Genomic DNA, 26,954 nt, shown 5'->3' on the forward strand with positions numbered 1-26,954 from the left:
GCGAGTTTGGCGGGGCGGGACAGAGCGCCTGCGCGGCTGGCCGCATTCCCCAAAAGAAACGCCCCGGCGTCGGATGAACCGATGCCGGGGCGTTTGTCTGTGCGAAAAGGGGACGCCGGACTAATAGCCCATAGTGTAGCGGGCGCGGATGTCCTCGATACTGCCATCCTGAATCATGGAAATGATGGCGGGACCGATGGTGCGGGCGGCCTTCTGGTGCTTGGATTTTTTGGACACGGCAAAGTAGACCGGGGCATAGCCCTTGTAGCGGATGCCTGTGCGGGCGACGCGCCGGGCTTCGTCCTGATGTGTGGCCAGCCAGTAGCCGCCTTCGGCCTCGGTGGTGGCTACGGCGTGGACCTGTCTGTGCAGCAGGCGCGAGAAGGCGGTGTCCAGCGAGTTGTAGCGCTTTTTGGCAATGCTTCGGTCCGTGGCGAATGGCTCGAAGGTTTTTTTGCCGCGCTGTACGGCCACATAGTGCCAGCGCAGTTTTTCATACCTCGGATACTGGTCGGCGGTCTTTTTGAGGGCGTAGACCACGTGGTTGCGTCCGGTGAGGTAGGGCGGCGTAATGAGGTCGGCAAAGCGGTCAACGCCGCTTTCCTGCTGGATTTCCAACATCAGGTCCGCCGCGCCCTTGGCGAGCAGGCTGTAGCACTTTTTGCGGGTGGTGTGGGTAAAGCTGAGGTCAACGCCCGCGCGGGATGCGGCCTCGCGCAGGATGTCCACGGCGATGCCCGTGGGCGCGCCGTTTTGTTTCATGCTCCATGGCGCGTCGTCGCTGTAAGCAACGGTGAGGGCGGCCGCATGGGCAGCGCCCGCGCCAAAGATGAGAATCAAAACCAGCAGCAGGGCAGGGGCAATGCGCCGGAGGGTGTGGGGAAGGTGCGTGTGAATGTGGAGCATAGTCTCGGTGGTTGTGCGCCGGATGGTCCGGCTCTGTCGTTGCGTTATGGCGAAAGGCGCGGGGCGCGCCGCAGGGGGGCATGCTCAAAAGCAATCGGGCGGGGAAGAGCCCCGTCCGAAGGGCGCTGCGGAAGAATTGGCAGTGATGCCGAAGCGTTTTGCGCTGCCCCTTGCGGGGGCTGACTGTGCAGTATCTCGGCGTGAAAGACAAGCTGTCTCACGGGGGGCGGGTGGGAATTGTGGGGGCTGGGCGCTTCCAACTGCTGGGGATGCTGTGTAAAATGCCCCCCAACACTTTGCGAAGGAGACGCCAATGACGGAACTCTCACAGGTTTGGTCCAGCGTGTGCCGCGTGCGCGAGCGCGGGCCGCTGGTGCATAATATTACGAATTTTGTGGTGATGAATACCACGGCCAACGCCCTGCTGGCGGTTGGCGCGTCCCCCATCATGGCCCACGCGCCGGAAGAGATGGCGGACCTTGTGGGCATTGTGGATGCGCTGGTGCTGAACATCGGCACCCTGTCGCGTCCGTGGCTGGACAGCATGCAGTGCGCCGGCGAGCAGGCGCTCTCGCGCGGGATTCCCGTGGTGCTGGACCCTGTTGGCGCGGGGGCCTCGCGCCTGCGAACGCAGGCCGCGCGGGAGTTGACCGAACAGGTGCGCCCGGCGGTTTTGCGGGGCAATGCTTCGGAGATTTTGGTTCTGGCGGACGCGCTTGGCGTGCATCCTGCCGGAGCGGAAGAGGGCGCGACCAAGGGCGTGGACAGCACGCAGGAGACCTTGGCGGCGGCTCCCGTGGCCATGGCGCTGGCGCGTCAAACCGGCGCAGTCGTCTGCGTGAGCGGGGAAAAGGACGTCATCACCGATGGCGAGGCCCAGTGCATTGTCCACGGCGGGCACGCACTGATGCCGCGCGTGACGGGCCTTGGGTGCACGGCCACCAGCCTTGTGGGCGCGTATGCGGCCCTTGGCGGAACGCCCCTTGAGGCGGCGGTGGACGCCATGGCGGTGATGAGCACGGCAGGCAGTATGGCCGCCCAGCGCGCCGAAGGCCCGGGCACCATGCAGGTGCACTTTTTGGACGCGCTCTACACCCTCACCGAGGCGGACCTCAGCGCCCATGTGCGGCTGGAGTGGGCATGAGCGCGCGGTACACCTTTGACCTTGGCGTGTATCTGGTGACGGATACGGCGCTATGCGGCGAGCGCGGCGTGGAGCGCACGGTGCGCGAAGCCGTGGCGGGCGGGGCGACCCTTGTTCAACTGCGCGAGAAGCACCTTGGCACGCGCGACTTTGTGGACCGCGCCCGCGCGCTGATGGCCGCCATTGACGGTACGGATGTGCGCCTGCTCATCAACGACCGTGTGGATGTGGCCCTTGCCTGCGGCGCGCATGGCGTGCACGTGGGGCAAAGCGATATGCATGTGGAGGACGTCCGCCGCCTTGTGGGCCCGCGCGCCATCATCGGCCTGTCCGTGGAGACGCTGGACGACGTGCGCGTGGCCGAGACGCTGGACGTGGACTATTACGGCGTCAGCCCCGTGTTTGCCACCCCCACCAAGACCGACACCGCCGCGCCGTGGGGCCTTGAAGGGCTGCGCGGGCTGAAGGCGCAGACGCAGCGGCCTCTCGTTGGCATTGGGGGTATTGATGCCGCCAACGCGGCGGATGTGGTGACAAGCGGCGCGGATGGCGTGGCCGTGGTCTCCGCCATATGCGCCGCGCCTTCACCGCGCGGGGCGGCGGCGGAGCTTGCAGTGACCGTAGCGCAGGCCAAAGCGTCCCGCAGAGGCTAAGGCGTGGACGGTTGGCGAATGCTCCGGGTTGGCACTGCCGCCCCAGAGGAGCATGCAGGGCCTGTTTGCCGCGCCCGGAGGAGGAGAAAATGAGGTTGACAGTCCCGCGATGACGCGCAATATCCCTTCCAAAACGTGAATCTATATCATACCATAGAACTATGCGCCCTCGCCTTGGCGGGGGCGTTATCCTTTGCGGATGCACGCCGTGAATGGATGTGCATAAGGAGATAATCGTGCGCACACAGGTTCTTATCATCGGCGGCGGCGCCACAGGCACCGGCATAGCGAGAGACCTCGCCCTGCGCGGCGTCCACTGCGTGCTGGCCGAGGCGCGGGACATTAACGCCGGGGCCTCCGGCGGCAACCACGGCCTGCTGCACTCCGGCGGCCGCTACGCCTTCACCGACCCCGAGGCCGCCGCGGAATGCCGCGAGGAAGGCAACATCCTCAAGCGGCTGGCCCCCCATTGCATTGAAGAGACGGGCGGCATCTTTGCCGCTGTGGAAGGCGACGACGAAGCCTACGCCGCGGATTTCGGCTCCTACTGCCAGAAGGCCGGCCTCTCGGCCACGGCCCTTGACCCCAAGGACGCCCGCGAAATGGAACCCGTCCTGTCGGAAAAGGTCATTGCCGCATGGCAGGTGGAAGACGCCACCATCGACCCCTTCCGCCTGTCGCTGGACAATATGGCCCACGCTGTCAGCCTTGGTTCGCATTTTTTGCGCCGCACCAAGGTGACGGGCTTTGAGCGCGAGGGCGGGCGCATCACCGCCGCCAACCTTGTGGAAACCCGCACCGGACGCGAACTTCGCGTGGAGGCCGACGTTATCGTCAACGCCGCCGGCGCGTGGTCCGGCGAAGTGGCGGCCATGGCTGGCGGACACATCGAAATGCTGTACGCGCAGGGCACACTGCTCATCACGCACTCGCGCATGTCGCAGCGCGTGCTGAACCGACTGCGCAAGCCCGGCGACGGCGACATTCTCGTTCCCGGCGGCACGGTGTCAATCCTTGGTACCACCTCGGTGCGTGTGGAGAAGCTGGACGACATCCGGCCCACCATCGACGAAGTGGACCGGAACATCGACGAGATGCTCCCCCTTATCCCCTCCCTTGAGACCACCCGCTACGTGCGCGCCTACGCCGGCGTGCGCCCCCTCGTGAAAAGCGGCGGCAGCGGCAGTGACCGTACGGTTAGCCGTGGCTACACCCTGCTGGGGCACGAGGACGAAGGGCTGGACAACTTTATCACCATCACCAGCGGCAAGCTGACCACCTATCGCCTGATGGCCGAGCGCACCGCCGACCTCGTGTGCCAGCGCCTTGGCGTGAACGAGCCGTGCCGGACGCGCACGGAGCCGCTGCCGCAGGCCTCCGCCGCCCGCTGGACCGAGCCGGGCGTGGCGCCGAAGATTTGGCTCAAGGGCCACGAGCGCGACGACCACCTGCTGTGCGAATGCGAGATGGTGCCAAAGTCCGCCGTGGATGAAATCATCGACTCCCTGAACACCGAAAACGGTGTGACGCCGGGGCTGAAGGCCGTTGGCCGTCGCAGCCGTGTGGGCAAGGGCAGCTGTCAGGGCGCCATGTGCGGCCTGCGCCTGACCGGCCACATGTACGACCGCGGCATCTACTCCGGACCGGACGACCTTGACGGGCTGCGCGAGTTCATTGGCGAGCGCTGGCGCGGCAAGCGCTCCATCCTGTGGGGCCCGCAGCTGGCTCAGGCCGAATTGCAGGAGGCTATCCACTGCGGCCTGTTCGATTTGGAACTTCGCACTGAGAAAGGCGCAGGGGAGGAGTAATGCCTGAAGAAAACATTTTGCATTGTGACGTGATGGTCATCGGCCGCGGCATTGCCGGTATGGCCGCCGCCGTCTTTGCCAAACAGCGCGGCCTTCGGGTGGCGCAGGCTGGCGTAACCGGCGAAAGCGTCTACACCAGCGGCGTGATGGACGTTATGGCCGTGCACCCCGTGAGCGAAGGCAAGCTGTGGGACGATCCTTTCGCGGCCATGCGCGCCGTGAGCGAGGACGACCCGCGCCATCCCTATTCCCGCCTCAGCGAGGATGAGGTCCGCGCCGCGTTTGGCGAGTTCCTCGGCTTCTTTGACGAGCGGGGCTTTGCCTACCGCATGGCGGAGTCCGGCAACAGCGACGTGCTCACCGCCATGGGCACCCTCAAGCGCAGCTGGGCCATCCCCGAGACCATGTGGGCCGGCGCCGAAGTGCGCCGCGACAAAAAGCCCTGTCTGTTCATCGGCTTCCGTGGCCTCAAGGGCTTTAGCCCGGACCTGCTCGCGTCCGTGCAGGGCGAAAACTGGCCCGGCCTGCGCGGCGCGGTGGTGGAATTCCCCGGCAGCGCGGAAAAGGGCGAGATTTTCCCCCAGCAGATGGCGCAGGCGCTGGAGTTCTCCCGCAACCGCGAGGAACTGGCCGAGGCCATCCGCCCGCATCTTGGCGACGCGCAGGCCGTGGGCATGCCCGCCATCCTTGGCATCTACCATCCCCATGAGGTGATGGCGGATTTGTCCGAGCGTCTTGGCGTGCCGGTGTTCGAGATTCCGTCCCTGCCGCCCAGCGTGCCGGGGCTTCGCCTGAAGGAAGCCTTTGACAGCCGCATCGTTGATGACGGCGTGTCCCTATTCCGCCAGAAGAAAGTCCTCTCCGTGCGCCACGACGCGGACGCCGACGAATTCGTCATGGAAGTGGGCTTCAATGAGCCGGAGTACACGGTGCACGCGCGCTGTGTGGTCCTTGGCACCGGTCGCTTCCTCGGTGGCGGCCTGTTTGCTGAGCGCCGCAACATCACGGAATCGGTGTTTGGCCTGCCCGTCACCCAGCCGGAAGACCGCCATGCATGGCATGACAAGGACTTCCTGCGCCCCGGCGGCCACGCAGTGAACCGCTGCGGCGTGGAAACCGACGAATGCTTCCGCCCCCTCGGCGAGGACGGCGCGGCGGCCTACGCCAACCTCTACGCCTGCGGCGCCATCCTTGCGCATCAGGACTGGATGCGCGAGAAGTGCGGCTGTGGCCTCGCCATCTCCTCCGCCTACAAGGCGGTGACGGCCATTGCCGACACCCTCGGCGCGGCCCAATAGCCCGAACAGACGACGCAAAGAAAAACGAAAGCCCCGGTTTATGCCGGGGCTTTTTTGTTGGGGAAAACGGGGACGTGCGCGCTACAGGGCGGTGAGTTCCATGTCGCCCCAGACGGTGATGGAGCCGCCGCACTGGGCGAAAACGCCGTCAATGCCGTGCTTGCGCAGGGACTGGGCAATGTCGGTGACGCGTTTGAGGTCGCGCTTGTCCCGGAGGATGTTGCACAGGGCTGTGGCGGCGGCGTCGGCAAGGCTGGCGTTTGCGGAGCGTACGACGACGAGGTCGCCACTGCCGAGGCTGAGGGAGTGCCCGATGGTGGCGGAGGAGGCGCACAGGGACAGCGGAAAGTCGTCCGCGCCAAGGGCGAGGCCAATGCTGGCTTCCCCGCTGGGGTCGGAAAGAATGGCGCAGGTGCGCGGGCGCGATGAGCGCATGTACAGGTCGCCGCCGTTCTCCACAAGAATATCGCGGCTCAGCGGCGCAAGGCGTTCGGCCACCATTTGCGAAACGGTTCCGGCGACGGCGGCCATGGGGCCTACGCCGCACAGGCTGGCCGCGTGGGCCATGCGCTGAATGATGTCCGGCGCGGTCTCCGGCACGGGGACGGGCGTGAGGCTGGCGGCAAAGTCCGGCTGGAGGGTCATCCACGCCTTGAGCTGGCCGCGCAGGTCGTGCACGGCGTCGAGGGCCTGCGGAGCAAGGTCCTGCCCCGCAACGAGAAACAGGTCCGTCTCTTCGACAACGACCTGAAACGCGGCTTCGCCGTCGCGGGCGCGGACGCCGCTGCGGTAGGCGCGGTGGGTGCTGGTATGTCTCGGGCTGGTCATGGGGCGCTAAAAGACCACGACCACGCGGCACTGGTCAAGAACGTTGCCGCCCTTGGCGCTGGCAAGGGAGCGCAGCAGCGCGGCGTCCTGCGCGGAAAGTTCGATGTCTGAGCCGCGCCCGGTGCCGCGCAGGGTCAGGGGCGAGGCCCCGGCGCGGGCGGAGCGCTGGGCCGTGGCGATGTCGCGGTAATAGCGCACGTAGCCGGAATTGACGGCTGTGGTGAAGTCCGTACCCGGTCCCGGGTAGACGACGTTGCCGCCGGAGGTGAGGCGCGGCTTGAGGGAGGGCAAAAAGTCCGTTCCCCGCGCGTCAATGACGATGCCTGTGGCCTGCACGGACCGGGCAATGGATTCGGGCGAGGGCAGGGGAATGGCTCCGGCGCCCGGCGCCGGAGCGTTGGCCGCAAGGCGAGGCGCTGGCGGCGTGGACGGCGCGCTTGGCGTGGCCGGGCCTGCCGCCTGCGAGGGCGCGCGCGGGGCCTTGGGACCGCTGCGGGGGGAGGCTTGCGATGGCGCGGTGGCTTGCTGCTCAAGGGCGCGCAGGCGCTGGGCCATGTCCTCAAGGCGGTGCATGACGCGGTCCTTGCCTGTGGTGCCGTTCGCCGGGGCTGTGGCGGCCTTCTTGGGGACCTGTTGCAGCTGGGATAGAATATCTTGCATGGCGAGGAGTTGATCTTCCAGCGAGCTGAAACGGCGCTCAAGGCGGGCCTCGTCCGGCAGGTTGGTGCTGGGGCGGGCAGTGCCCGGCGCTGCGGCGTGGGCGCCGGGTGCGGCGCTGAGCAGGTCACGGGCGAGGGCGCCGGTGAGGGGCAGGCTGACGGTGACCCGCATACTGCCGTTTGCCCGCTGATTTTCCCGGTCCACCACCGCGCCGCGCAGCAGGCCGGAGATGGTGCTTTTGACGGTGTCGCTGGAGACGATGAGGTTGTCCACCACGGTGCTGGAATCTATACGCACGTTTTTGATGACTTCCAGCAGGTTGCGGCGCGCGTCCAGCACGGCGGCGCGGCGCGCTGCGGCCCGGGCGTGGGACGGGTCCGTTGCCGTATGCGGCGGAATGCCCGTTCCCGTGGCCACCACGCGTTGCCGGTTCCAGTCGATATACCCCATGGTGCCGATGAGTTCCTGCGTTGTGGGGTCCGCAAAGGCCGGGGCGCACAGCGCGGCCAGCAGGAGCGTGGCCAGCACAATGGCGCAAGGGCGCGGAATGGGGGCGTATCGCATGGCGGCGTCCTTATGGTGCTGGTGGCAATGGGGTGCGTTTTTGTTCAAAAGGCTATCCTTGTGTTCGCCAAGAGGGGCTCCAGCGGATCGTGAGTCTTGCCCCGTGCGCGGCGCTGTGTGCATTTGCCCGACGTGTCTCGTGGGGGCGGTTATGGCGCGGGGCAGCCCGATGGGCGGGCGTCCAGCGCGGGGTGGATGATGACGCGGCCAAGAATGGTGCCGCCATCCGGCCCCGCCGCAAAATGGTTGCCTGTCAGGTCCACGGCCACGGGGGTAAAGCTTTGTACGTCAAAGGGTGTGTTGGCGGAAAAACTGGTGCGGACAATGCGCGGGGCGCAGCCTGCGCCTTCCATGACCAGCCCGCCCATGCCGCCGTTGCCGTGGATAAGGGTGCAGGTAATGCTGGGCCGCGCGCCCGCGCCAAGGTGGACACCCGCCTGTGAGGAATCCTCAATGCGCAGTCCCGTGACCTCCGGCGCGCAGTTGCGGACCGTGAGGCCCGTGGCTGCGCCGGTGATGGTGACATGGCTCAGGCTGGAGCGCTGCGCGCCATCAAGGACCACACCGGGCCATGTGCCGGGGCGCGCTGTGGCGGCATTAGGGCCGAGGTGAATAGGTGTACCGGGCGCGCCGTGGCAGACCAGCGAGCCGCCGCGGACGGTCAGCCCGCAGTCCGGAGCAAAGCGCAGAGCCGCGCCGGGACCGATATGCAGTTCACCGCCGGGGATGACTTCCAGCGGCGCACTGACGGTGTAGGGGCCACGTTCAGCGGGTAAAAACAGCATGCCGTCAATCGTGCCGCCAAGGGTGCTGGATGTGGCGGCGGCGTCCACAATGTCCTCACGCGGGGCGGGAACGGCCTTTTCCGCGGGGCTGAATCCGCTGGTGTTGCCCGCGTGGTCGCGGGTTCGTACGCGCAGGAAGACGGGCAGAAAATCCGTCAGGCCGCGCAAGGTGGCCGCGGTGTCCTGCACCGTGGCGCGTTTGGTGAAGCCGGACTGTCCGGCATGGCTGACCCAAATTTCATAGGCGGCGATATCCGGCGCGTCCGGGGCGGTCCACGCAAGGCGCACGCCCTGCGGCATGGAGGCTGCCGTCAGGCGCTGGGGCGCGGGCGGGGGCATGGTGTCGATGGTGATGGGCGCTGGAGCCACGGCCTCGGCGCGTGCTCCGGTATCCGCCAGCAGAAAACCGCGTGGCCGCAGGCGTGTGGTCTGCGTCTGCGGGGTGGGCACCCATGTGCCTTCGTAAATTTCCAGCTGGTCGATGCGGGCGAGGGTGTCCGCCAGCACCTCCGGCGAGGGCGCAAGGCCTGCGGCGGCGTAGCGGTCGCGCACGGTGGCGAGGAGTTGTCCGCGCAGGTCGGCCTTCACGGCTTGCGGCACCGGCGCCATGGCAATGGCCGGGCCGTCTGGCGTCATGCGGGCGTAGGCGCTGCATCCGGGCGCGCCCGCCATGCGCAGGGGCACAATGTCGCCCTCGCGAAAGGCGCGGCGGTTTCCTGCAATGGCAAAGAGGTCAATGCGCGGCGGCGCGGCGTCCACGGCAAGGCGCTGGGTGGGCGTGGCGATGGTGGCGGCCATCTCGCGGAACAGCTCGTCGGTTTCGCGCAGCAGTTGCACATCACGCAGGTTCCACAGGGATGAAAAAGCCCCCATGGCAAGCCCAATGGGCGAGATGGACACCCCGCCGCCATACTCGCGGCTGACGTGCTCCGCCCGCCACAGCAGTGCGCCGTCGGACAGGCGCACCATGCGCGCCGTGCACCCGACGGACACCTGCGAAACAAGGCCCGCGTAGGCGCGGTCAAAATGCGTGACCGTACCGAGGATGACGGCGTCTACGCCGAGGGCGTTTTTGAGGCGGGCGGGATTGTCACCAAGGGCGCGGTGCACGGCCTCCGCCGTATGCAGGCCCGCGCGGGTGAGGGCGGCGTCCGTGTCGAGGAGCTCCATATCCTTGTAGGGCAGGGCCGCAAAGTGGCGGTACATGCCGCGCCGCACAATGGCGCGTGGGTCCTCCTGCGCGGGCAGGGTCCGCCATGCGTCGTCCGCACCCGTGAAAGGCAGCACGGCTACGGTGCGCGGCGGGGCGGTCAGGAGCGCGTCTGTGTTTTCGTATTCGCCGTTGAACACGGTGTAGGGCGCTTCGGAGACAGGACCGGACGCCTGCGGGGCGCGGCGCTGGCCGCCACACGCCGCAAGGGCGCAGACCATGGCGAGAACAAGGCTGAAAAGCGTGATGCGCTGACGGAACATGGGGTGGCGACTCCGGTGTCCTTGGTGGTTGGCATCGGGGGTGATGCCCTGCGGGGCATGATGCAAAAGCCGTCCCTGATCGCAGGAAAGTATGCCACGTCAGGCCCGTAGGGTGCAACGCATACTGCGCGCGATGGGGCGCGCGGCGCTGCGCCCCGTCCTGCGCGGGAAAATTGACGGCTGGCGGCGCATGGGCAGCGCTAAAGAAAAACGCCGCGCCCAAGTGCTGGGCGCGGCGGAACGCATCAGGCGAGCAGTTCGTCCACAAGGTCCAGATAGGGCGGCAAGCCCGCCTTGACCTCCTCCGGCCAGACAAAGGCGTCCGGGCGGGGGCTGTCCGCGGCGCGGTCTAACATGGCGGCAAGGCCTTCATGGTCGGCGGAGTCCTCCAGAATACGGTCCTCGGTGAGGAAGAAGCTGGAGCCGTTGTCGCGGGTGGAGATAACGCGCGCGCCGCTGGCAAGGGCCTCCAGCACGGCGTTGGAGCATGTGTCGTAAAAGGACGGCAGGCAAAAGATGTCGCTGGCCCGGTACAGGCCGGGCATGTCCTCCACGCGGCCCAAAAAATGGATGCGCTCCGCAACGCCAAGGGACTCGGCCAGCGCGCCAAAGCGCCCCGGATTGCGCCCGCCCGCCACAAACAGCTTAAAGTGCGGCGGCAGCATGGACAGCGCCCGCGTCAGGGTGCCAAGGCCCTTGAGGGCGAAATTCGTTCCGGCAAAGGAGATGGCGATATCCTGCGGGGCAAGGCCGTACTCCTTACGCAGGGCGGCGCGCTCATCTTCTGTGGGGGCGTTGAAGCGTGAGAGGTCAGGCTTGTTGTAGATAATGCGCAGGTCGCGCTGGCTCAGCCCGGGGTGCGCCTCAAGAAGCCAGTCGCGCACGCGGTGGGACACCGTAACGCACACGCGCTGGTTCTGCAGGGCTGTGGATTCCAGCTGGCGGATAAGCGCGTTGGCCGGGGCAAGGCGGCGGCGCGCCATCTTCCACGTGCGGGGGAATCCGGCCTCCCATGCGCGCTGGGACAGCCGCCAAAACACGGACAGCGGCCCGCCGCTCATACGCAGGACGTCCTGCGCGATGGTTTTGCCCATGGAGAAGGACAGGTCATAGCCGCGCCGGGTTCTGGCGCGCTCCGCCGCGTAGGCGTACCATGCAATCTTGCAGGCGCGCGTGAGCGGCGGACGCCCGACGATGACGGGGGTCACGCCCTCCGGCGCGGGCACTTCCTGCCGCGCGCAGATGAAGTCCACCGCGTAGCCGCGCTGGGCAAGGGTGGTGGCAAGGCGCAGGGAAAAGCCCTCCGCGCCGCCGTAGGACGACAGCTTGGGCAGCATGACGGCAATGCGCGCGCTCATGACTGCTCCCCGTACACGGCAAGGGTCTGCTGGAGAAAATCATCCCCGGACAGCGTGGCGATGCGCGCGTTTTGCGCGGCGCGCAGCTTCAGCAGAAACTCCGGCGTGGTGGCCGTCAGGGTGAGGATGGTAGCCAGCCCCTTCACGTCCGCAGAGGGGAACAGAGCCTCCGGGGTGAGCAGGTCGGGCATGACGCCAACGGGCGTACTGACCAGCGGGATACCGCAGGACATGAACTCCAGCGCGGCGCGGGCGATGGTTTCGGACCATTTGGAGGCGATAACGCCAACATCGCAGGCGCTGATGCAGGCGGCCACGTCTGGGCAGTGTCCGGTGATGACCGTGATGTCGTCCACTCCGGCGTCGGCAATCCACTGGCGGACCTCGGCCTCTGTGGTGGCGGTCTCGAAGCCGATAAGCATCAGGCGCACGGCGCTGACGCCGTTGCCGCGCATGGTGGCCACGGCCTGAATCAGCTCGCGCTGGCCCTTAACCTCGTCAAAGCGGCCCAGCAGGCCCACCACGTGGTGGCTGTCGTCAAAGCCGTAGTGCTTGCGCACGGCGTCGCGCCCGGACTGCGTGAAGGCGAACTTCTCGCGGTCCACACCGCCAAGGATGCAATGCAATCGCGCGGTGTTGATGCCGAATACATCGCGGAAATGGGAGTACATGACGGAGTTTGTGGCGATGACCGCGTCGGCGCAGGAGCCGTGAAGCCAGCGGTTTGGCGCGTTGTCCTTCGGCAGGCGCTGGTCGCCGCGCGTGCGGATAAGGCGGAAGCCGCCGCCCAGCATTTTCCACAGGCCCCACAGCACAAAGGATTCCCCGCGGTGGCAGTTGACCACGTCCGGCTTGAAGGAGCGGACAAGGCGGCCAAGGCGCGCGATAACGCGCAGGATGGTGCAGGGATTTTTGCTGTTGAGGGGGAGGGTTTGCACGTTGAGGCCCCAGGCGAGGGCTTTGTCGTGCGTTTCCGTCCCTTCGAGGGCGACGACGAGCACGTCGTGCCCGGCGTCCTGCAGCAGGCGGCTGAGGAACAGGGCATACCATGAGGTGGCGTTGAACCACCGGACGTTGACCACTTGAATGATGCGCATGTGGCCTAGTACGGATATTGCACAGGAATTGCAAGATGCTGCGTAGCCTCTTTTGCGGCGTCGGCCTTTTGGCGGCGGGCGCAGGGCAGGCGGCACGCGGCGGCAAGGCCCACATGGGGCGGATTGCCGCGTTCTCCCCGGCCGCGCCTGTGCGTTGTGCAGGGCCGGGAAGGGCCGGACAGGCGGTAGGATTTGCCTGTTCCGGGTGCGGAAAAAAAGGGCGCACAGGCGAAAAATGCCCGCGCGCCCCAGAACGCTGTGAAGGAGAGCCGCCACGCATGGCGGCGCTGGCCGGTTAGGCCAAGGTTTCCTTCTTTGTTACGGCTTCGGACTTGATGCGGTCGAGCAGTTCAGACAGAGTGGCCTTGACGTTCTCGCGGAAGTCGCCGGCCACAATGATGAACAGGGCGTCGTCGCCGGGCTTCATCATGCCGGAGTTGCCCTTGGCGATGCAGCGCCAGATGCCGGGCTTTTGCTGGTATTCGGCGCACAGGGCGTCAACTTTGTCCTGATCGGTGGTGATTTCCACACCCGTCACCACAGCCCCGTTCGACACACGGGAGGTGGCGCGCACAATGCCGTTGTGGCACAGCACCATGCCGACGTTTTTGGTGAATTCAGGGTCCTTTTTCAGTTCTGCTATAGTCTTGGAAAGGTCCATTTGTACTATCCTGTTGCGTTAGAGGATTTGAAAAGTGGCAATGCACAAGTTTTCGACACTGCTCAAGGACCAACCGTCCATTCATGAATCACGCATGTCCTCCAAGGGCTATGCGGTGTGGATGGTGTGGTCTGGAGAGCTGTCCAGCGCCATACCTTCCACCTTCCGCGACTTTGGCGGAATGGAAGTCTCCACGGCGGAAAACCAGTCGTTGTGGTTCTTCTTTACCACCGACGTTTTTCTTGCCATGGGGCGGCTTCAGGTCTGGGCCACGCTGAACGTTCTGCCTGTGTTCATTCAGGTGATGCCCACCTCGATGCAGGTAGGATTCCAGCTTGAGCAGGCGCTGTCAATTCCTTCGGACCTTTTTGGTCAACAAACGATGCCCCCGGACGATTTTCAGGTGCTGGTGCACCCGGACTTGCGCGCCGTGGTGGAGAGCATCCCCGGCATAACGCTGGAGGATTACGACAGAAATATCACCGGCATGGCCGCCGCCTCGTGGAAGCTCTTGCACGGTGACCCGCGCATTGGGTTCAAGTCGTCCCTTGGGTGGTATTTTATCCTGAAGCCCCTTGGCAATCCACAGGATAAAAAGTTCATGGAGGGCTGGCGCGCCTACTTCGCGGAGGTGGAGGGCATCCTCAAGCGCCTGAAGCTCAAGTATATCATCAAGGACGAGTTCCTCATCTTCTCGCTGGAGAATTTCGGCGCGCTCAAGACCTGGTGCAAGGAGATTCTCAATCTCGTGCAGCAGGTCAAAAGCAATGACGACCTTGCCTATTGGCCCACGGTTATGGCCGCAGTGGATAAGGCCGGGTACCAGTTCAATGAGGAACTGCCCAAAAAGGTGGCGGTGGACTGGGACAAGATGGCCCCGGATTTTCCGCACATGAGCTACGCCACCGCCTTTATGTTGGGCGAGCCGTTCAAGATTAAGGACGTCAGCTACAGCTTTGAGCGCAGCCGGTTTTCGGATTGGTGCTATGTGCACATGCTTACCGACGGCGAGGAGGGCGCAAGTGGTTCCCTCCCCATGGTCATGCCCGTAGGTATGTTGGCGGGCGAGGAGCATCCGTGCTTCTACTGCGGCATGCGCAACCACACCGAGGCCGAGTGCCCCAGCAAGTCGCTGGTGAGCATGGACGCGGAGGTGTGGAAGGTTCTCGCGCACATGGACCTTGACGAAATGAACGAAGCCCTTGCGCAGGCCGGGTCGCAGATTAAGGACGATGCGGTGGCCATGCTGCCGCAGTTGCTCAATGGCAAGGATGCGGCCTCGCACGTGACCAAGGTCATTTACGAGATGCACGCCCCCTCGCAACTGCGCATGGTGCCGCTTATATGGCGTAGCCTCGGCAAGGAACTGCCAAGCGGGCTGAACAAGCTGGCCCCGCCCGAAAGCACCACGCCCATCCGCGCCCTGACCCTGCTGCAGGAGGGGGACGCGGCGCAGGCCGAGCGAATGGCCAAGGAAGGGGCGCTGCGCAATCCGCGCGATTATCAGTACCGGACTCTGCAAGGCTTTCTTGCGCTGGAGCGCGGCGAGATAGAGCGCGCCATCAGCTTTTGGAAGGATGCCGAACTGCTGGGCGAGACCTCCCTCCAGTATGCCTACCACAAGTATTTGCAGGGACGCGGCTATGAGGTGCTGGGCAACTTTGACAAGGCCATGGCCCTGTACAAGGAAGCCGGGGCCATGTGCCCCAAGTGGGTGGAACTGCGCTACAGGCAGAGCGCCTGCTTGGTGAAAATGGGCTTTTCGGAGCACGTTGTGGGCCTGCTGGACGACATGGTGGACGAGAGCCCGCACATCTTCAACCGCATCCTTGTGGACCCGGAGATGGAGCGCGGGCACGTACAGATTATGTCCAGCCTGTGGGACCGCTGGGTCATGGCCGAGGAAGGAGCCAAGGACGCCCTTGAAAAGCTGAGCCAGCTTTCCGAGGAGTTGGATGACTGGTTTGGCAAGGACAAGGACTTCAACAAGGAAATGCAGCACCAGACCTCGGTGCTCATGGAGCTTGACGGCACCAACAACTTTGTCGTGTTCACCCGCATCATCAAGGGCCGCATGCAGTTGGCGCGCAAGCTCAAGAATAAAATCAATGCGGAGATCAAGTTCCTTGAAAAGCAGGGGAAGACATTTCGTGAACGGCTGAAGACCATCAATGATGAGATTTCATGGTTCCCGTTCCCCCGCGCCCTGCGTGAGTTTAACAAGGACTTCAACTTTTGCGTGACCAAGCTGAACTGGATTCACCAGCAGCACTTTCAGGTGGCGCGCAACTTCCGCAAGAGCCATGAGTATCTGGACGAGGTGGAGCAGAAGCTGAACCGGCTGGGCATGCGTCTTGTCACCCTGAAAATTGTGCGCGACTCCACACTGTTCGCCCTTATTTTGAGCAAGGGCTTTATGTGGCTGGAAATCATATGCCTCGGTCTGGCACTTATTCTGGTGCCTGCGGCGGTATATGTGGCGGAAGTGCAAGATATGAACTGGCTGCGCGAGCTTATTCAGGGGCAGCGCTGGGCCTTGCAGAAAGGGCTGGTGATTATTCTGTCCGTTGTGGCGCTCATCCTCGCCACCTTGCGCACGGCCATTATCTTTGAGAAGCGCAAGAAAGAACTCTTTGAGCGCGCCAAGGGGCAAACCTGACCCCGTGGCCGAAATGGCTATAATGGCGCGTCTGCGTCACGCGTACTGCGTCTTCTGCGCCGTCCTTTGGGGCGGCGCTTTTTTTGCTCCGCAGGGTTAAGGGCCGAGGGCCCTTAACGATCCCATTTATACGCCAGTAATGCGTCCCGGACACACGGCCTCTATCCGGCCCAAGCAACGGCGGCATATCTACGCGGGCAACCGTCCACACATGAGGTAAAGCCCATCCATCCCATTTTCGGGCTGGCTTCCAGCTCGAAAATATCGGGATTCTTAAGGGGCCGCGCCCCTTAAGCCAGCGGAGCTAACCTCTTGAACCCAGCGTTACGACCACGTCGTGAACGCCGCTCACGCTGGCGGGCGTAGGGCGCAAAAAAAGGCGGAAGCAAAAGCTTCCGCCTTATAAGGCCAAATCGATGTGTCGATTTAGACGCAGCCGGTGGGCTTGGGCAGGCCGGCCATCTTACAGGCTCCCTTACCGGGTCCGGAGGGGAACAGCTCGTAGATGTGCTTCAGCTTGAAGCCAGTCACCTTGGAGAGAATGCGGACCATCGGGGCGATGCCGTTCTTCTTGTAGTAGTCCTGCAGGAAGTCGATGACCTTCTGGTGCTCGTCGGTGAGGTCTTTGATGCCCTCGGATTCCTTAACGTACTCAACCCACTCGGGGCTCCAGTCTTCAAAACGCTGAAGGAAACCGTCTTCGTCGACTTCGAAGTTTTTACCCTGGAATTCAACAGTAGCCATGTTTCGTCCTCCTTAGGATGGTTACGAACGATAACCGTTCCTGCGCATCTCCTCGAATCAAGCGGAAGAGGGAGATGCACGCCTATAGTAAGCAGCGATCCGCTGCTCAACTGCTAGATAAACGGCGTTTAGCCGTGCGTAAAACTCGGCGGAGTCTACGACCACGCATTCTTTTTTGTCAATCCTTTTCGGACACAAATCGAGTTGAACTCTGCATGGTTGTAGGTCCCAAAAGTCTGCTTACCCACCAGTGAGAATCTCGTCAAGATGGGTTTTGGCAAACTCCAGCTGGGGGTCCAGTTCAAGGGCGCTGGCAAGGCAATGGATCGCCTCGTCGGTGCTGCCGAGATTTTTGTAACAAATGCCAAGATTTGCAAGGTCCATCGCCGAGCCGCTGTCCAGATCAAGGGCGGCCTTAAAGTCCGAAATGGCGTCGGCGTAGGCCTCGCGCTTAAAGCGCGTAACGCCGCGAAGGTTGAAGTATTCCTTCACCTCCGGGCAGTGCTCAATGGCGCGGTCCAGATGCGGCTCCGCGCCGGAGAAGTCACCGGACTGCGTGAGGGCGTAGGCCTGATAGAAGGCCGCAAGGCCCTTGTCGTCCGCGCTGTGTTGGCGCGGTTCGGCTTCGGCAAACAGCGTGGCTGCGCCGTCCGTGTCGCCCATGCGCAGGCGGATGAGTGCCTCAAAAAACGGCAGAAAATGTGCACCGGGGTACACGGCTTCCAGCACGGCCAGTCCGGCGAGGGCGTCATCCAGCTCCGCGTCCTCGGCAAGGATGCGGCCCACGAACAGGCCAATGCTGGCCTCGGGCGTGCGCTCGCGAAACAGGAAGCCGGGCACGAAGCTGTAGTTGGTGGGAATGCCGAGAGTCTCCTGCTGAGTGGACACGCTGTACAGGGGATGGCCCTTGGCCTTCAGCCCCGCGCACAGGTTTTTCAGCTCTGTGGCGATGTCGTCGGCCTCGATGCTGGGCAGGTCGGACAGGGGAATGGTCTCCCCGGCGGTGATATGCGCGGTGTCCTCAATGCGGAGGTATTTCGGCAGGCCGGATGCCTCGTAGTTGGCGCCGGTCTCAAAGTCGCCGGCCAGTTGGGCGACCTCGGTCAGGGCGCGGATGGCGGCCTTGGCCGGGGAGGCCGCGGTGCCGGCGGTGTAGACAATCTCGCTGGAGTCCGGGAAGGATTTGGGATCGTAGGCCAGTGCGGCTACGGTGGGCACGGGCATGCCAAAACTCATATCCTTGAGCCAGAACGCGATGCCATTGTCACGGAAGGCCGCAACAAGCTCGGCCAACACGGGATCATCCGAGGAGTCCGGATCAATGGTGGCCATGGTGGGGGCGCTGCGGTCCGCGATGGTGCAGACGTGGCGCTCCACCAGTTCGCAGCCGCCCTGCAGGATGGACTCGGCAAAGGTGTTGCCCGCGCTGGAGCCGTTGAACTCGTTGAGCTTTTTGAACCAGTCGAGCGGGACGTAGACCTCGCGGCCATCCAGAACGTCCGTGGCCGGGTAGAAGCGCCAGCGCACAAGGTCCATCACGGTGCGCGCGTCGTCCGGGCTGATGCTGTCCCCGGCGGAGGCGATGAGTTCCTCAATCGGAATGACCTGACCGGGCCACTTGGCTTCGGCTTCGGACAGGGTGAGCTTTTCGAATTGCTCGTCGTTATTCCAGAAGGAGAAGAAGCTGTAGCGCTCCGTGAGTTCCATCAGCGCCGAGGCCTCGGCCTGAATGGGGGATGCGCCTTTGCCCATCTGCTTGCGCGTGGGCATGACGCCGCGCGCGGCGTCGCCGCACAGGCTCATATAGACGGGAATGCCAAGGCGGCCGGTGTCGATGCGCCGGACCTCGGCCAGAATATCCGCACCAAAAGCGCCGAGGCGCTCCTTCACGCGGGAGACGGTTTCTTCGGGCGGGCAGGCTTTGTCCTGCTCGCGGGAATAGGCCTTGGGGCAGCTGGTGATATCAATCATGGGCGTCAACCGACCTGTTTGCGCGGTTTAAAGCGGTGGATGGAGCACAGGTGCTTTTCATCCTCGCCGTTTTCTCCGGTCATCTTGCAGCCAACGGTTTTTTCCGCGGAGTGGAATTCCTTGTCGGCCAGCTTGAAGAAGCGCACGGACTTGCGGTTAAAGCTCCGGCTGAGGATGACCTCGGCCTGCGCGGTGGGCGCGATGTGGGCTTGCATGAATTTCACCAGCCCGCGGTGGAGCTTTTCGACGTAGAGCACCTCGGACCCGACGATGTAGTCGAAGCGCTTGCCGAGCCTGTCCGTGGAAAAATCCGCGTACTGTACGTTGACGCGGTCCGCAAGCCCGTTTTTCAGGGCGTTGATGCGGGCAAAGAGCAAGGCGTCGGGCGAAATGTCGGTAATGGTGGTGGAAAATCCGCACTTTGCGGCAAAAAGACCGCAGATGCCAACGCCGCCGCCAATTTCCAAAAGTTCTGCGCCTTCGTCACAGGGCAGGGTGCAGATGAAGTGCGACAGCAGCATGGACGCGGGCCACACCTTGGCCCAGAAGGGCAGGTCCAGTCCGTCCTTGGGTGCGGCGCTGGAGATGCGTTCCACATATTCGGCCATATTGGCGATTTGCAGGATATCAAGGGTGTGGTTTCCGGCGGACACGGGCTCGAAACGGACCTCGTAGCGCTGGCTCGCGATGTCGAGCAGTTCCTCGAGGGACGCGTCCGGGGAGAAGGGGAGGGAGCTGGGCATTCGGCCTCCTTAATCTGGCTGGGGCAGGCGCGGCGTGCGCCCGCCGTGAAGGCAAAAAAAAAGCCGGCCCAAAAAGGCCGGCTTTTATGATCGGTGGAGCGGGAGACGGGATTTGAACCCGCGACTTCAACCTTGGCAAGGTTGCACTCTACCACTGAGTTACTCCCGCGAAATGTTGGAGGCGGCATCCGGATTTGAACCGGAGAATGGAGGTTTTGCAGACCTCTGCCTTACCACTTGGCTATGCCGCCTCATCAACCGAGGAGTTAGCGTATAGTCCGTGTAAAAGCATCAGTCAATGCCTTTTTTCTCCGGCGTGAAGAACGCCAACCCCGGTGAGGAGCCTACCCCGGGCCGCGCTGCATGGCAAGGGTGTCATGCGCCCGGTTGGGGCGGTGAAACATCGTGTTACCGATGTTGGTGTTTTCGGTGGAGCGGGAGACGGGATTTGAACCCGCGACTTCAACCTTGGCAAGGTTGCACTCTACCACTGAGTTACTCCCGCTCGTTTGAAAGAGCCGCCGTCGTTGCGGTGAGGAGGTGTCTATGCAAACTCGGGACTGCTGTCAACAGGGAATTTTCAAAAAGTTCATTTTTCCTGTGATTTTTCCCAGACAAGGCCGCGCACTCCGCCGAGGCGTTTGAAGGGTCTGCCCGCCTCTATGCCGCGGAAGGCGTCCTCGGTGTTTTCCACCACAGCCCCGGCAATGGCGCTGACGCCCATATCAAATAATACGGGCGAAAAGGGCGTGCTGGGGCCAAGCAACAATATATAGGCGTCCGGGCGGCAGTGGGCCAGCAGTTCCGGCAGCGTTCCATTGAGGAGCGTGGTGCCGGTAATGGCCACGCAGTCCGCCTGCGGCAGAACCGTGGGCGCGGCTGTGGCGGGCAGGTCACCGGGGCGCGGGGACAGCTCAAGGACGGAGAAGGCGGCAAAGAGACCATCCTCCTGAGCCATGCGCTCCACAAAGGGGAAATGTCCCACGACGGCAACGCGCCGTCCACGCCCGTGTTCGCGGATGAGGTCCTGCCCTTTGCGCCGGCTGGAGGCCTGCGGCACGGGCAGCAGGGCGTTTACCGCCGCGAGGGCGAGGGAGCGGTATTGTGGATGGGGCAGGTCCGCCTGCGGCGTGGCAAGGTGGGCGGCCATGGCGTGGAGCGTGCCCGGCAGGGCGTCCGGCAGGGGCGCAAGGGAGGCGGCCCCGCCCGGGGCGTGATGGTCCACGCGTGAGGCAATGCCAGCCCGGCGGCCCAAAACCCCCACCATGTGGGACCCGATGACGGACCGGGCGAGCGGAGCATCGGGCTCGGCCGTGGCGGAAGCGACAATTTGATCAAGAAAATGGGTGTTCATTCTTGCATTCTCCGGAGCAGAAAGTAATATCTGTAACGATTGGACATACGTCTGCCCACACGGGATTGCAAGGTGGCGCGCGTCGCGGCCTGGGGGGACGAACCCGCGAAATGCGTCATCAATGCTTTACTTTTCATTGCTTCCTGTTATATGCACTCGTCTTCAATCCCGCACGTTCCGCATCGGAACCGCCAGTGGACAGCCAAGCTCGGAGGGTTGATCATGGATCAGAAAGATATCGAGATGTTCCGCACCCGGCTCAATCAAATGCTGGATGACATCCTGCGCAAGGGTGAGGAAACCATAGTCGACATGACGGACGAACATGAAAGCTATGCGGACCCGGCAGACCGCGCCACTGCGGAATCCGACCGCTCGTTTACCCTGCGCCTTCGCGACCGCGAACGCAAACTCATCAAAAAGATCCAGGCGGCTATTGGACGCATTGAGGACGGTACCTTCGGTGAATGCGAGGAATGCGGCGAGGAAATCGGCGTACCCCGCTTGAAGGCCCGCCCCGTGACCACGCTGTGCATTAATTGCAAGAGCCGTCAGGAAGAAGAGGAAAAAGTGCGCGGGGATTAAGCCCTTAGTCCCCGGGCTGTGCGCGGGCACGACACCCGCGCGTCATTCATATGGAAGCAAATTTCTTCCGGTGCCTCGCGCCCCGGTTGGGGGAGACCCTCGCCGGACGACGCATCGACCGTATCTTTAACCCCGCGCCGGGGGTGTGGACCTTTAAGGCCCGCTCTGGCGCGGGGTCCTATCTTGTTTTCAGGGCGTCCAAAAAGGGCGGCCTGCTCTTTATTTCCAAGGAAAAACCAGCAAATCCGCCCCAGCCTACGGCCATCTGCATGTGGATGCGCAAGCGACTGGAGGGGCGCAGGCTTCTTGACGCCTGTGTTGATTGGCAACAGCGCAGCATCGCGTGGGAGCTGTCTCCCGGCGAAGGGCGCTATTTGCTGCTCAATGTGGAAAAGGAACCCGCCCTCGTGGACGAGCTTCCCGCTGCCTTTGGCGATGAGGCCCCGTGGCCGGACCCGCAGCGCGTGCTGACAGACCGCGACGTCTGGCGCGAGCATCCGCAGATTTCCCCGGCCCTGCGCCGCACCATTGGCGCACTGTCCGAAGCCCGCGCCGCCGCCATGATTGGCGCGCTGGAGCGCGGCGGATGCGGTCAGTTCTTCGTCTATCCTAAGGGCGAGAACACGCGCGGCGGCGAGGCGCTGGTCTGGCGTTTGCCCGAGCCTTTGCATGCCGGGCGCGAGGAGCAGGTGTGTGACGACGTGCTCACGGCCGCGGACCTGTGGGGGCGGACGGAACTTTTTCCCGAACTTGCCCGGTTGGCCGTTGCCGGTGAGCTGGAGCGCATCAAGGCCCAGCGCCGCAAGCTCAAGCGTTCGCTGAAGAAGCTGGACGCGGAGGAAGACCGTATGCGCGGTTTTGTGGCCAAGGCGGAGCAGGGGCAGCTGCTGCAGGGCTGGCTCTATATGTTTGACAAGGACGAAAAACGTTCCTACGTGGACCTGCCGGATGCCACGGGCGAGGACGTCCGCATCCAACTGGACCCGCGCCGCACTGTGCGGGAAAACATGGACCGGTTTTTCAAGCTGGCCGCCAAAGGCCGGCGCGGCCTCGGCTTTGCCGTGGAGCGCCGCAAGGCTCTTGAGGGCGAGCTTCAGGCGCTGGATGGCACATCCGCCGCCGTGCAGGAGGGCAAGCAGGCCCCACGCACCACAGGCGAGCGCGAAGTGCGCGGGCGGTTGCAGGGCCTCCAGGTTGCGGCGTTTCGCACCTCGGATGGCTTTACGGTGTACCGGGGCAAGAGCGCCAAGGGCAATCATGAGATTCTGTCCCGCCTCGCCAGTCCTTTTGATTTATGGTTCCATGCCGCCAACGGCCCCGGCGCGCACGCCGTACTCAAGCGCGATTATCCCGATCAGGACGTGCCGGATTCCAGCCTTGCCGAGGCCGCCGCGCTTGCCGGGCTGAAAAGCCACTACGGCAGTGCCGGAAAGGCCGAGGTCATGTGCGCCCTCGTGAAGTACGTGCGCAAGACCAAGGGTGCGGCCCTTGGGCAGGTCGCCGTGGACCGTGTGGAGCATACGCTGCATGTGGACCTTGACCCCACCATACAGGACGACCTCTTCGTCTGCTGAATGACTGGACAAATTCCCCGGTTGGACGGGGCCGGACAAAAAGGGTATCGTGTTTGCTCGCTTTGAGCATAACGGCCCGAAAAGATAGGATTTTATGCCAAAAGCACAGTGTGTGGAAAAGGCGCTGGAGTTCGACGAGCTTGAGCTTGCGCGCGAGCTGTTCGGCCCGCAGGACGCCAACCTTGCGGCGGTGGCCCAGAAGACCGGTGTGCGCGTGGAATCGCGTGGCAACCGCGTGCTTCTGCGTGGAGAGGACGATGAAATGGTGGCCTTTGCCGCCAACGCTCTCATCCAGATGTACGACCACCTGCGCGCCGGGAACCGCCTGTTTCCGGATGATGTGGACTGCGCCCTCGGCATTCTTGGCCGCGAACCGTCCGCCAATATAAAGGATGTGTTCGACGGCGAAGTGTTCGTGGTGACGCCGCGAAAGCGCATCACCCCGCGCACGCTGACCCAGCGCGACTATCTGCAGGCCATTCGTGAAAACGACATGACCTTCGGCATTGGCCCCGCCGGCACCGGCAAGACCTATCTTGCTGTGGCCATGGCTGTGGGCAGTCTGGTCCGCAAGGAAGTCAAACGCATTATTTTGACCCGCCCGGCTGTGGAAGCCGGGGAGAAGCTGGGCTTTTTGCCCGGCGACCTCGTGGAGAAAATCGACCCCTACCTGCGACCGCTGTACGACGCACTCCACGACCTCTACGATTTCGGCAAGGTACAGGAGATGATGGAGCAGGGCATCATCGAGATTGCGCCGCTGGCCTTTATGCGAGGCCGCACGCTTAACGACGCGTTTATCATCCTGGATGAAGCGCAGAACACCACGCCGGAACAGATGAAGATGTTCCTCACCCGCCTCGGCTTCGGCTCCCGCGCCGTTGTAACGGGCGACGTCACGCAGATAGACCTGCCCGGCCATGCCGAGTCCGGTCTTATCAATGCCACGCGTTGTCTGGCCGATGTGGAGGGCATCTCTTTTGTCCATTTCCATGACGGTGACGTCATAAGACACCCGCTCGTGGGAAGGATAGTGCAAGCCTATGAACGCCATAAAAAATCAGAAAAAGAAAAGCGCCGCTAAGCGCAAGAAGGGGACACCCCCTTCTTGGACGGCGCGGTTTATCCCGTCGTTTTCCGGTGCGGATGGCGGCGTGCTTGGCACGCTGTTTCTGCTTTTGGTCCTGTTGGTCCTCAGCGCGCTGGCCGGTGCGGATTTTTCCTCCGGTCCCCGCCTGTACCTTGAGGGCGAAATTGCAGACCGCGACATCATGGCCGACCGGGAGTTCCTTGTAGAGAACACCCGCGCCACACGCATCAAGCGCAAGCAGGCCGCCGCAGCCCAGCCGCAGGTTTTTGACCTGACGGACGACTCCTACGAGCAGCTGGAGCAGGACGTGTATCAGGTCTTCGAGACCCTGAACACGGCCCCCGTTGCCGAGCTGGAGGACGTGCGCTGGAGCATTGCCGAGGACCTGAACGCGGAAATTGGCGTCTCCACCTTTCAGCGCTGGCGGCGCGAGGATTTCCAAAACCTCGTGCTTGGCCGCGTGCTGCCGTGGATGAAGAATTATCTCGGCGAGGGCGTCGTGCGCGAAAGCGCGGCCCTGTCGCGCTACGATTCCGGCATCCTTGTGCGCAACCGTGTGTCGGGCATTGAGTCCCTGCGCGTGGATACCTCCAGCGTGGCGGATTTTGACGTCATGCACCGCGCGCTGACGCGCTTCCTCAAGGGCGAACTGAAAAAGCCCCTTGTGGTGCGCCGCGACATTTGGACCCTTGTCGGCCCGCTCACCAAGCCCAGCCTGACGCTCAACGCGCAGGAATCCGCCGAACTGCGGCGGCAGGTGATGCAGGCTGTGGAGCCGGTCTATTTCCACGTCCGCGAAGGCGAGATTATCGTCCGCCAGGGCGAGGCCGTCAGCGAAGCCCAGTACATGAAACTCAAGGCCATGATTGCCGACACGCCCCAGACCTACGGGCTGGGCCGCGCCATCGGCATCTTTGTCCTGAGCGCGCTCCTTGTCATGGGCGTTATCATGTGCACCCGCTTTGGCCTGTGCCGCGATCTGACAGGGCGCGATTTGGTCCTTGTCTCCATCGTGCTCTTGCTGTTTGGCGGTATGGCGAAGTTTCTGTCTTTGCTGGATGCGCCGCTGGCGCTCTCCGCCGGGGCTTGGACGCGCGATATTTTGCCCTATTGTCTCCCCCTCGCGGGGGCATCGGGCGTTCTTGCGCTCTTTTTCCCCTACGCCGTGTGCTTTTACGCCACCATCATTCTCGCCTTGGTGAGTACGTGGATGTTTGGCGGGCATTTGCCGCTGTTCACGTTCTATTTCCTTGGCGGCATGTTTGAGATGTTCCTCATCAAGAACTCGCACACCCGCTACGAACTGCTGCGCAGTGTGTTTCCGCTGCTCGGCGGGTTGCTGCTGGCGTGGTCCGGCGCGGCCATCGTGGAGGCGCGCGACATTTGGGCCATCGGCATCGGCAGTGTGTACGTCATCGTTTCCGGCGTGACCTCGCTGTTACTCGTTCTTGCCCTGTCGCCCATCGTGGAGTTCTTCCTTGGCTTTACCTCGCGCTTTAAGCTCATGGAGCTCATGAACCTTGAGCAGCCGCTGTTGCAGGAGCTGATGGTTGCCGCGCCCGGCACCTATCATCACTCCCTTGTCGTCTCCAATATGGTGGAGGCCGGAGCCCGCGCCATTGGCGCCAATCCGCTTCTTGCCAAGGTTGCCGCCCTCTATCACGACATCGGCAAAATAACGAAGCCGCAGTACTTCATCGAGAACCAGCTCTCCCGCGAGAAGAACAAGCACGACAAGCTCACGCCGTCCATGAGCGCGCTGATCCTCATCTCCCACGTCAAGAAGGGTGTGGAACTCGCCCGCGCGCACAAGCTCGGCTCCGAGATTGAGGACATTATTCAGCAGCATCACGGCACCACCCTGATTTCCTACTTCTTCCACAAGGCCAAGGAGCAGGCCGAGGCGCGTGGCGAAGAGGACGTGCGCGAAGAGGAATTCCGCTATCCCGGTCCCAAGCCGCAGACCAAGGAAGCCGGACTCATTCTGCTGGCCGACGCCATCGAGGCATCCAGCCGCGTGCTGTCCGACCCCACTCCCTCGCGCATCAAGGGCCATATCGAGACCGTTATCAAGCGCATTTTCTCCGACGGGCAGCTTGACGAGTCCGAGTTGACCCTCAAGGACCTGCATCACATCAGTGACGTGTTCCATCGCATTCTCACCGGCATATTCCATCAGCGCATTGAGTATCCCGGCACCGCCCAGCCCAAGCCCGAACCGCAGGCGCACGCCGAGTGCCCGCACTGCGCCGCCCGCGAAAAGGACGATGCACCAGCCATCCCCGTCGCCGCGGGCAAGCCCGAGTCCGCCGACAAGGCCCCAAAAAAGGACCAGCCCAAGGTGGCAGCGTCCAAGAAGGACAGCGCCGACAAGGGCGACAAGCTCGAAAAAGTGCCCGAGCGCGAGTACACCCTCGACATGTCCGGACGGCTCATCATGGGCCGTGACGGTGAGGGAGGGCCTCAGCTCAAGTTCACCAAGACGCGCCTCGGGAGCCAGTAATGCAGCAGGACGCCCAGCGCATCACTTTAGAAACGCGCGCCGCCATTCGCCCCGACATGCCGCTCTCGCGCCGCGAACTGCTTCCGCTCGTCGAGCTCGTTCTCGGCGTGCTTGGCATGGATGGCGCGCAGGTGGACATTATCATCGTCGATGATGCGGCCATGACCGGGTATCATACCTCCTTCAAGGGCCGCGTCGGGCCGACAAACGTTCTATCCTTTCCGGACAAGGACGCCTCGCGCCCCGACTACATCGGCCAAGTGGTCCTTTCCGCCGAGACCTGCGCCCGCGAAGCCGACCTTTACGGGCAGCGCCCCGTAGAGCATCTCGCCCGCCTGCTGGCCCACGCCTTTCTCCATCTTGCAGGGCTCCCTCACGGTGCCGAAATGGAAGGCCTCACCGAAGGCGCCGTTGATGCCGTCGCCATGCACTACAGCAACTGCTGAGGCGCCGCGCCAGAGCGCATGCGGAACGATAGTACGAGAAATGAAAAGAG

At 63.6% G+C, this 26,954-nt stretch carries 21 protein-coding genes and 3 tRNA genes; 10 read left to right on the forward strand and 14 right to left on the reverse strand.

Annotated features, from left to right (window positions below; translation table 11 throughout):
• Positions 1 to 120 precede the first annotated feature (120 nt).
• Entirely contained in the window at positions 121 to 906 is a 786-nt protein-coding gene (locus ACYQ2T_RS04445) for a substrate-binding periplasmic protein (RefSeq protein WP_459898772.1), read from the reverse strand.
• A gap of 313 nt (positions 907 to 1,219) precedes the next feature.
• Here ACYQ2T_RS04445 and thiM point away from each other — a divergent pair, with 313 nt between their 5' ends.
• The 4 genes from thiM to glpB all read left to right on the forward strand — a co-directional run bounded on the left by thiM (position 1,220) and on the right by glpB (position 5,809).
• Positions 1,220 to 2,050 (forward strand): hydroxyethylthiazole kinase, encoded by an 831-nt coding sequence (thiM, locus tag ACYQ2T_RS04450; RefSeq protein WP_459898774.1) that lies wholly within the window; start codon positions 1,220 to 1,222, stop codon positions 2,048 to 2,050.
• Positions 2,047 to 2,703, forward strand: coding sequence for a thiamine phosphate synthase (gene thiE, locus ACYQ2T_RS04455; protein ID WP_459898776.1), 657 nt, complete (start codon positions 2,047 to 2,049; stop codon positions 2,701 to 2,703). The genes thiM and thiE overlap by 4 nt, the downstream gene beginning before the upstream one ends.
• 236 nt (positions 2,704 to 2,939) lie before the next feature.
• Positions 2,940 to 4,511: an anaerobic glycerol-3-phosphate dehydrogenase subunit GlpA gene (gene glpA / locus ACYQ2T_RS04460; RefSeq protein WP_459898778.1), complete on the forward strand. Its 1,572-nt coding sequence runs from the start codon at positions 2,940 to 2,942 to the stop codon at positions 4,509 to 4,511.
• Positions 4,511 to 5,809: a glycerol-3-phosphate dehydrogenase subunit GlpB gene (glpB, locus tag ACYQ2T_RS04465; protein ID WP_459898780.1), complete on the forward strand. Its 1,299-nt coding sequence runs from the start codon at positions 4,511 to 4,513 to the stop codon at positions 5,807 to 5,809. The genes glpA and glpB overlap by 1 nt, the downstream gene beginning before the upstream one ends.
• Positions 5,810 to 5,890: 81 nt before the next feature.
• Here the strand turns inward: glpB and ACYQ2T_RS04470 are convergent, their stop codons facing one another.
• The 6 genes from ACYQ2T_RS04470 to ACYQ2T_RS04495 all read right to left on the reverse strand — a co-directional run bounded on the left by ACYQ2T_RS04470 (position 5,891) and on the right by ACYQ2T_RS04495 (position 13,235).
• Complete coding sequence (locus tag ACYQ2T_RS04470) at positions 5,891 to 6,637, reverse strand: UPF0280 family protein (protein WP_459898782.1); 747 nt, start codon at positions 6,635 to 6,637, stop codon at positions 5,891 to 5,893.
• A 6-nt stretch (positions 6,638 to 6,643) separates the two neighbouring features.
• Positions 6,644 to 7,861, reverse strand: a complete 1,218-nt coding sequence (locus ACYQ2T_RS04475) for a hypothetical protein (protein ID WP_459898784.1) — start codon at positions 7,859 to 7,861, stop codon at positions 6,644 to 6,646.
• Between the two features lie 149 nt (positions 7,862 to 8,010).
• Positions 8,011 to 10,185 (reverse strand): right-handed parallel beta-helix repeat-containing protein, encoded by a 2,175-nt coding sequence (locus ACYQ2T_RS04480; RefSeq protein ID WP_459898786.1) that lies wholly within the window; start codon positions 10,183 to 10,185, stop codon positions 8,011 to 8,013.
• Positions 10,186 to 10,364: 179 nt separating this feature from the next.
• Positions 10,365 to 11,477, reverse strand: a complete 1,113-nt coding sequence (locus ACYQ2T_RS04485) for a glycosyltransferase family 4 protein (RefSeq protein WP_459898787.1) — start codon at positions 11,475 to 11,477, stop codon at positions 10,365 to 10,367.
• Positions 11,474 to 12,574 (reverse strand): glycosyltransferase family 4 protein, encoded by a 1,101-nt coding sequence (locus ACYQ2T_RS04490; protein WP_459898789.1) that lies wholly within the window; start codon positions 12,572 to 12,574, stop codon positions 11,474 to 11,476. The genes ACYQ2T_RS04485 and ACYQ2T_RS04490 overlap by 4 nt, the downstream gene beginning before the upstream one ends.
• A gap of 295 nt (positions 12,575 to 12,869) precedes the next feature.
• Positions 12,870 to 13,235: a molybdenum cofactor biosynthesis protein MoaE gene (locus tag ACYQ2T_RS04495; protein ID WP_459898791.1), complete on the reverse strand. Its 366-nt coding sequence runs from the start codon at positions 13,233 to 13,235 to the stop codon at positions 12,870 to 12,872.
• 40 nt (positions 13,236 to 13,275) lie between these two features.
• On the opposite strand from ACYQ2T_RS04495, the gene ACYQ2T_RS04500 reads away from it, so the two are divergent.
• Positions 13,276 to 15,894, forward strand: coding sequence for a tetratricopeptide repeat protein (locus tag ACYQ2T_RS04500; RefSeq protein ID WP_459898793.1), 2,619 nt, complete (start codon positions 13,276 to 13,278; stop codon positions 15,892 to 15,894).
• A 426-nt stretch (positions 15,895 to 16,320) separates the two neighbouring features.
• On the opposite strand, the gene ACYQ2T_RS04505 is transcribed toward ACYQ2T_RS04500, so the two are convergent.
• The 7 genes from ACYQ2T_RS04505 to ACYQ2T_RS04535 form a co-directional block, all read right to left on the reverse strand.
• The gene (locus ACYQ2T_RS04505) at positions 16,321 to 16,638 is read right to left on the reverse strand and encodes a TusE/DsrC/DsvC family sulfur relay protein (RefSeq protein WP_404844252.1); all 318 of its coding nucleotides are present in this window, start codon (positions 16,636 to 16,638) and stop codon (positions 16,321 to 16,323) included.
• 240 nt (positions 16,639 to 16,878) lie between these two features.
• A complete protein-coding gene (locus tag ACYQ2T_RS04510) occupies positions 16,879 to 18,609 on the reverse strand; it encodes a YcaO-like family protein (RefSeq protein ID WP_459898795.1) in 1,731 nt (576 codons plus the stop codon).
• 5 nt (positions 18,610 to 18,614) lie between these two features.
• Positions 18,615 to 19,352, reverse strand: coding sequence for a class I SAM-dependent methyltransferase (locus ACYQ2T_RS04515; protein WP_459898797.1), 738 nt, complete (start codon positions 19,350 to 19,352; stop codon positions 18,615 to 18,617).
• Positions 19,353 to 19,446: 94 nt separating this feature from the next.
• Positions 19,447 to 19,521: transfer RNA gene (locus ACYQ2T_RS04520), tRNA-Gly, on the reverse strand.
• A gap of 7 nt (positions 19,522 to 19,528) precedes the next feature.
• A tRNA-Cys gene (locus ACYQ2T_RS04525) sits at positions 19,529 to 19,603 on the reverse strand.
• A gap of 179 nt (positions 19,604 to 19,782) precedes the next feature.
• Positions 19,783 to 19,857, reverse strand: a tRNA-Gly gene (locus ACYQ2T_RS04530).
• An 84-nt stretch (positions 19,858 to 19,941) separates the two neighbouring features.
• Positions 19,942 to 20,706, reverse strand: coding sequence for a Rossmann-like domain-containing protein (locus ACYQ2T_RS04535; RefSeq protein ID WP_459898799.1), 765 nt, complete (start codon positions 20,704 to 20,706; stop codon positions 19,942 to 19,944).
• 222 nt (positions 20,707 to 20,928) lie between these two features.
• Between ACYQ2T_RS04535 and dksA the strand changes: the two genes are divergently transcribed.
• The 5 genes from dksA (at position 20,929) to ybeY (ending at position 26,904) form a co-directional block, all read left to right on the forward strand.
• Positions 20,929 to 21,291, forward strand: coding sequence for an RNA polymerase-binding protein DksA (dksA, locus tag ACYQ2T_RS04540; RefSeq protein ID WP_404844256.1), 363 nt, complete (start codon positions 20,929 to 20,931; stop codon positions 21,289 to 21,291).
• Between the two features lie 50 nt (positions 21,292 to 21,341).
• Positions 21,342 to 22,865 carry an NFACT RNA binding domain-containing protein gene (locus ACYQ2T_RS04545; protein WP_459898800.1) on the forward strand — a complete coding sequence of 508 codons (1,524 nt, stop codon included), beginning with the start codon at positions 21,342 to 21,344 and terminating at the stop codon, positions 22,863 to 22,865.
• Positions 22,866 to 22,959: 94 nt separating this feature from the next.
• Positions 22,960 to 23,949 carry a PhoH family protein gene (locus ACYQ2T_RS04550; protein ID WP_459898802.1) on the forward strand — a complete coding sequence of 330 codons (990 nt, stop codon included), beginning with the start codon at positions 22,960 to 22,962 and terminating at the stop codon, positions 23,947 to 23,949.
• Positions 23,909 to 26,458, forward strand: coding sequence for an HD family phosphohydrolase (locus ACYQ2T_RS04555; RefSeq protein ID WP_459898803.1), 2,550 nt, complete (start codon positions 23,909 to 23,911; stop codon positions 26,456 to 26,458). The genes ACYQ2T_RS04550 and ACYQ2T_RS04555 overlap by 41 nt, the downstream gene beginning before the upstream one ends.
• Entirely contained in the window at positions 26,458 to 26,904 is a 447-nt protein-coding gene (ybeY, locus tag ACYQ2T_RS04560; protein ID WP_459898804.1) for an rRNA maturation RNase YbeY, read from the forward strand. Before ACYQ2T_RS04555 ends, ybeY begins: the two co-directional genes overlap by 1 nt.
• Positions 26,905 to 26,954: the final 50 nt, after the last annotated feature.

It is taken from the genome of Desulfobaculum senezii, assembly GCF_054657395.1.

Excerpts from the sequence above, each read along its gene's own strand:
- ACYQ2T_RS04445 (WP_459898772.1), bottom strand. The coding sequence starts at position 906 with ATGCTCCACATTCACACGCACCTTCCCCACACCCTCCGGCGCATTGCC.
- thiM (WP_459898774.1), top strand. The coding sequence starts at position 1,220 with ATGACGGAACTCTCACAGGTTTGGTCCAGCGTGTGCCGCGTGCGCGAG.
- thiE (WP_459898776.1), top strand. The coding sequence starts at position 2,047 with ATGAGCGCGCGGTACACCTTTGACCTTGGCGTGTATCTGGTGACGGAT.
- glpB (WP_459898780.1), top strand. The coding sequence starts at position 4,511 with ATGCCTGAAGAAAACATTTTGCATTGTGACGTGATGGTCATCGGCCGC.
- ACYQ2T_RS04470 (WP_459898782.1), bottom strand. The coding sequence starts at position 6,637 with ATGACCAGCCCGAGACATACCAGCACCCACCGCGCCTACCGCAGCGGC.
- ACYQ2T_RS04475 (WP_459898784.1), bottom strand. The coding sequence starts at position 7,861 with ATGCGATACGCCCCCATTCCGCGCCCTTGCGCCATTGTGCTGGCCACG.
- ACYQ2T_RS04485 (WP_459898787.1), bottom strand. The coding sequence starts at position 11,477 with ATGAGCGCGCGCATTGCCGTCATGCTGCCCAAGCTGTCGTCCTACGGC.
- ACYQ2T_RS04490 (WP_459898789.1), bottom strand. The coding sequence starts at position 12,574 with ATGCGCATCATTCAAGTGGTCAACGTCCGGTGGTTCAACGCCACCTCA.
- ACYQ2T_RS04495 (WP_459898791.1), bottom strand. The coding sequence starts at position 13,235 with ATGGACCTTTCCAAGACTATAGCAGAACTGAAAAAGGACCCTGAATTC.
- ACYQ2T_RS04500 (WP_459898793.1), top strand. The coding sequence starts at position 13,276 with ATGCACAAGTTTTCGACACTGCTCAAGGACCAACCGTCCATTCATGAA.
- ACYQ2T_RS04505 (WP_404844252.1), bottom strand. The coding sequence starts at position 16,638 with ATGGCTACTGTTGAATTCCAGGGTAAAAACTTCGAAGTCGACGAAGAC.
- ACYQ2T_RS04510 (WP_459898795.1), bottom strand. The coding sequence starts at position 18,609 with ATGATTGATATCACCAGCTGCCCCAAGGCCTATTCCCGCGAGCAGGAC.
- ACYQ2T_RS04515 (WP_459898797.1), bottom strand. The coding sequence starts at position 19,352 with ATGCCCAGCTCCCTCCCCTTCTCCCCGGACGCGTCCCTCGAGGAACTG.
- ACYQ2T_RS04535 (WP_459898799.1), bottom strand. The coding sequence starts at position 20,706 with ATGAACACCCATTTTCTTGATCAAATTGTCGCTTCCGCCACGGCCGAG.
- dksA (WP_404844256.1), top strand. The coding sequence starts at position 20,929 with ATGGATCAGAAAGATATCGAGATGTTCCGCACCCGGCTCAATCAAATG.
- ACYQ2T_RS04545 (WP_459898800.1), top strand. The coding sequence starts at position 21,342 with ATGGAAGCAAATTTCTTCCGGTGCCTCGCGCCCCGGTTGGGGGAGACC.
- ACYQ2T_RS04550 (WP_459898802.1), top strand. The coding sequence starts at position 22,960 with ATGCCAAAAGCACAGTGTGTGGAAAAGGCGCTGGAGTTCGACGAGCTT.
- ACYQ2T_RS04555 (WP_459898803.1), top strand. The coding sequence starts at position 23,909 with ATGAACGCCATAAAAAATCAGAAAAAGAAAAGCGCCGCTAAGCGCAAG.
- ybeY (WP_459898804.1), top strand. The coding sequence starts at position 26,458 with ATGCAGCAGGACGCCCAGCGCATCACTTTAGAAACGCGCGCCGCCATT.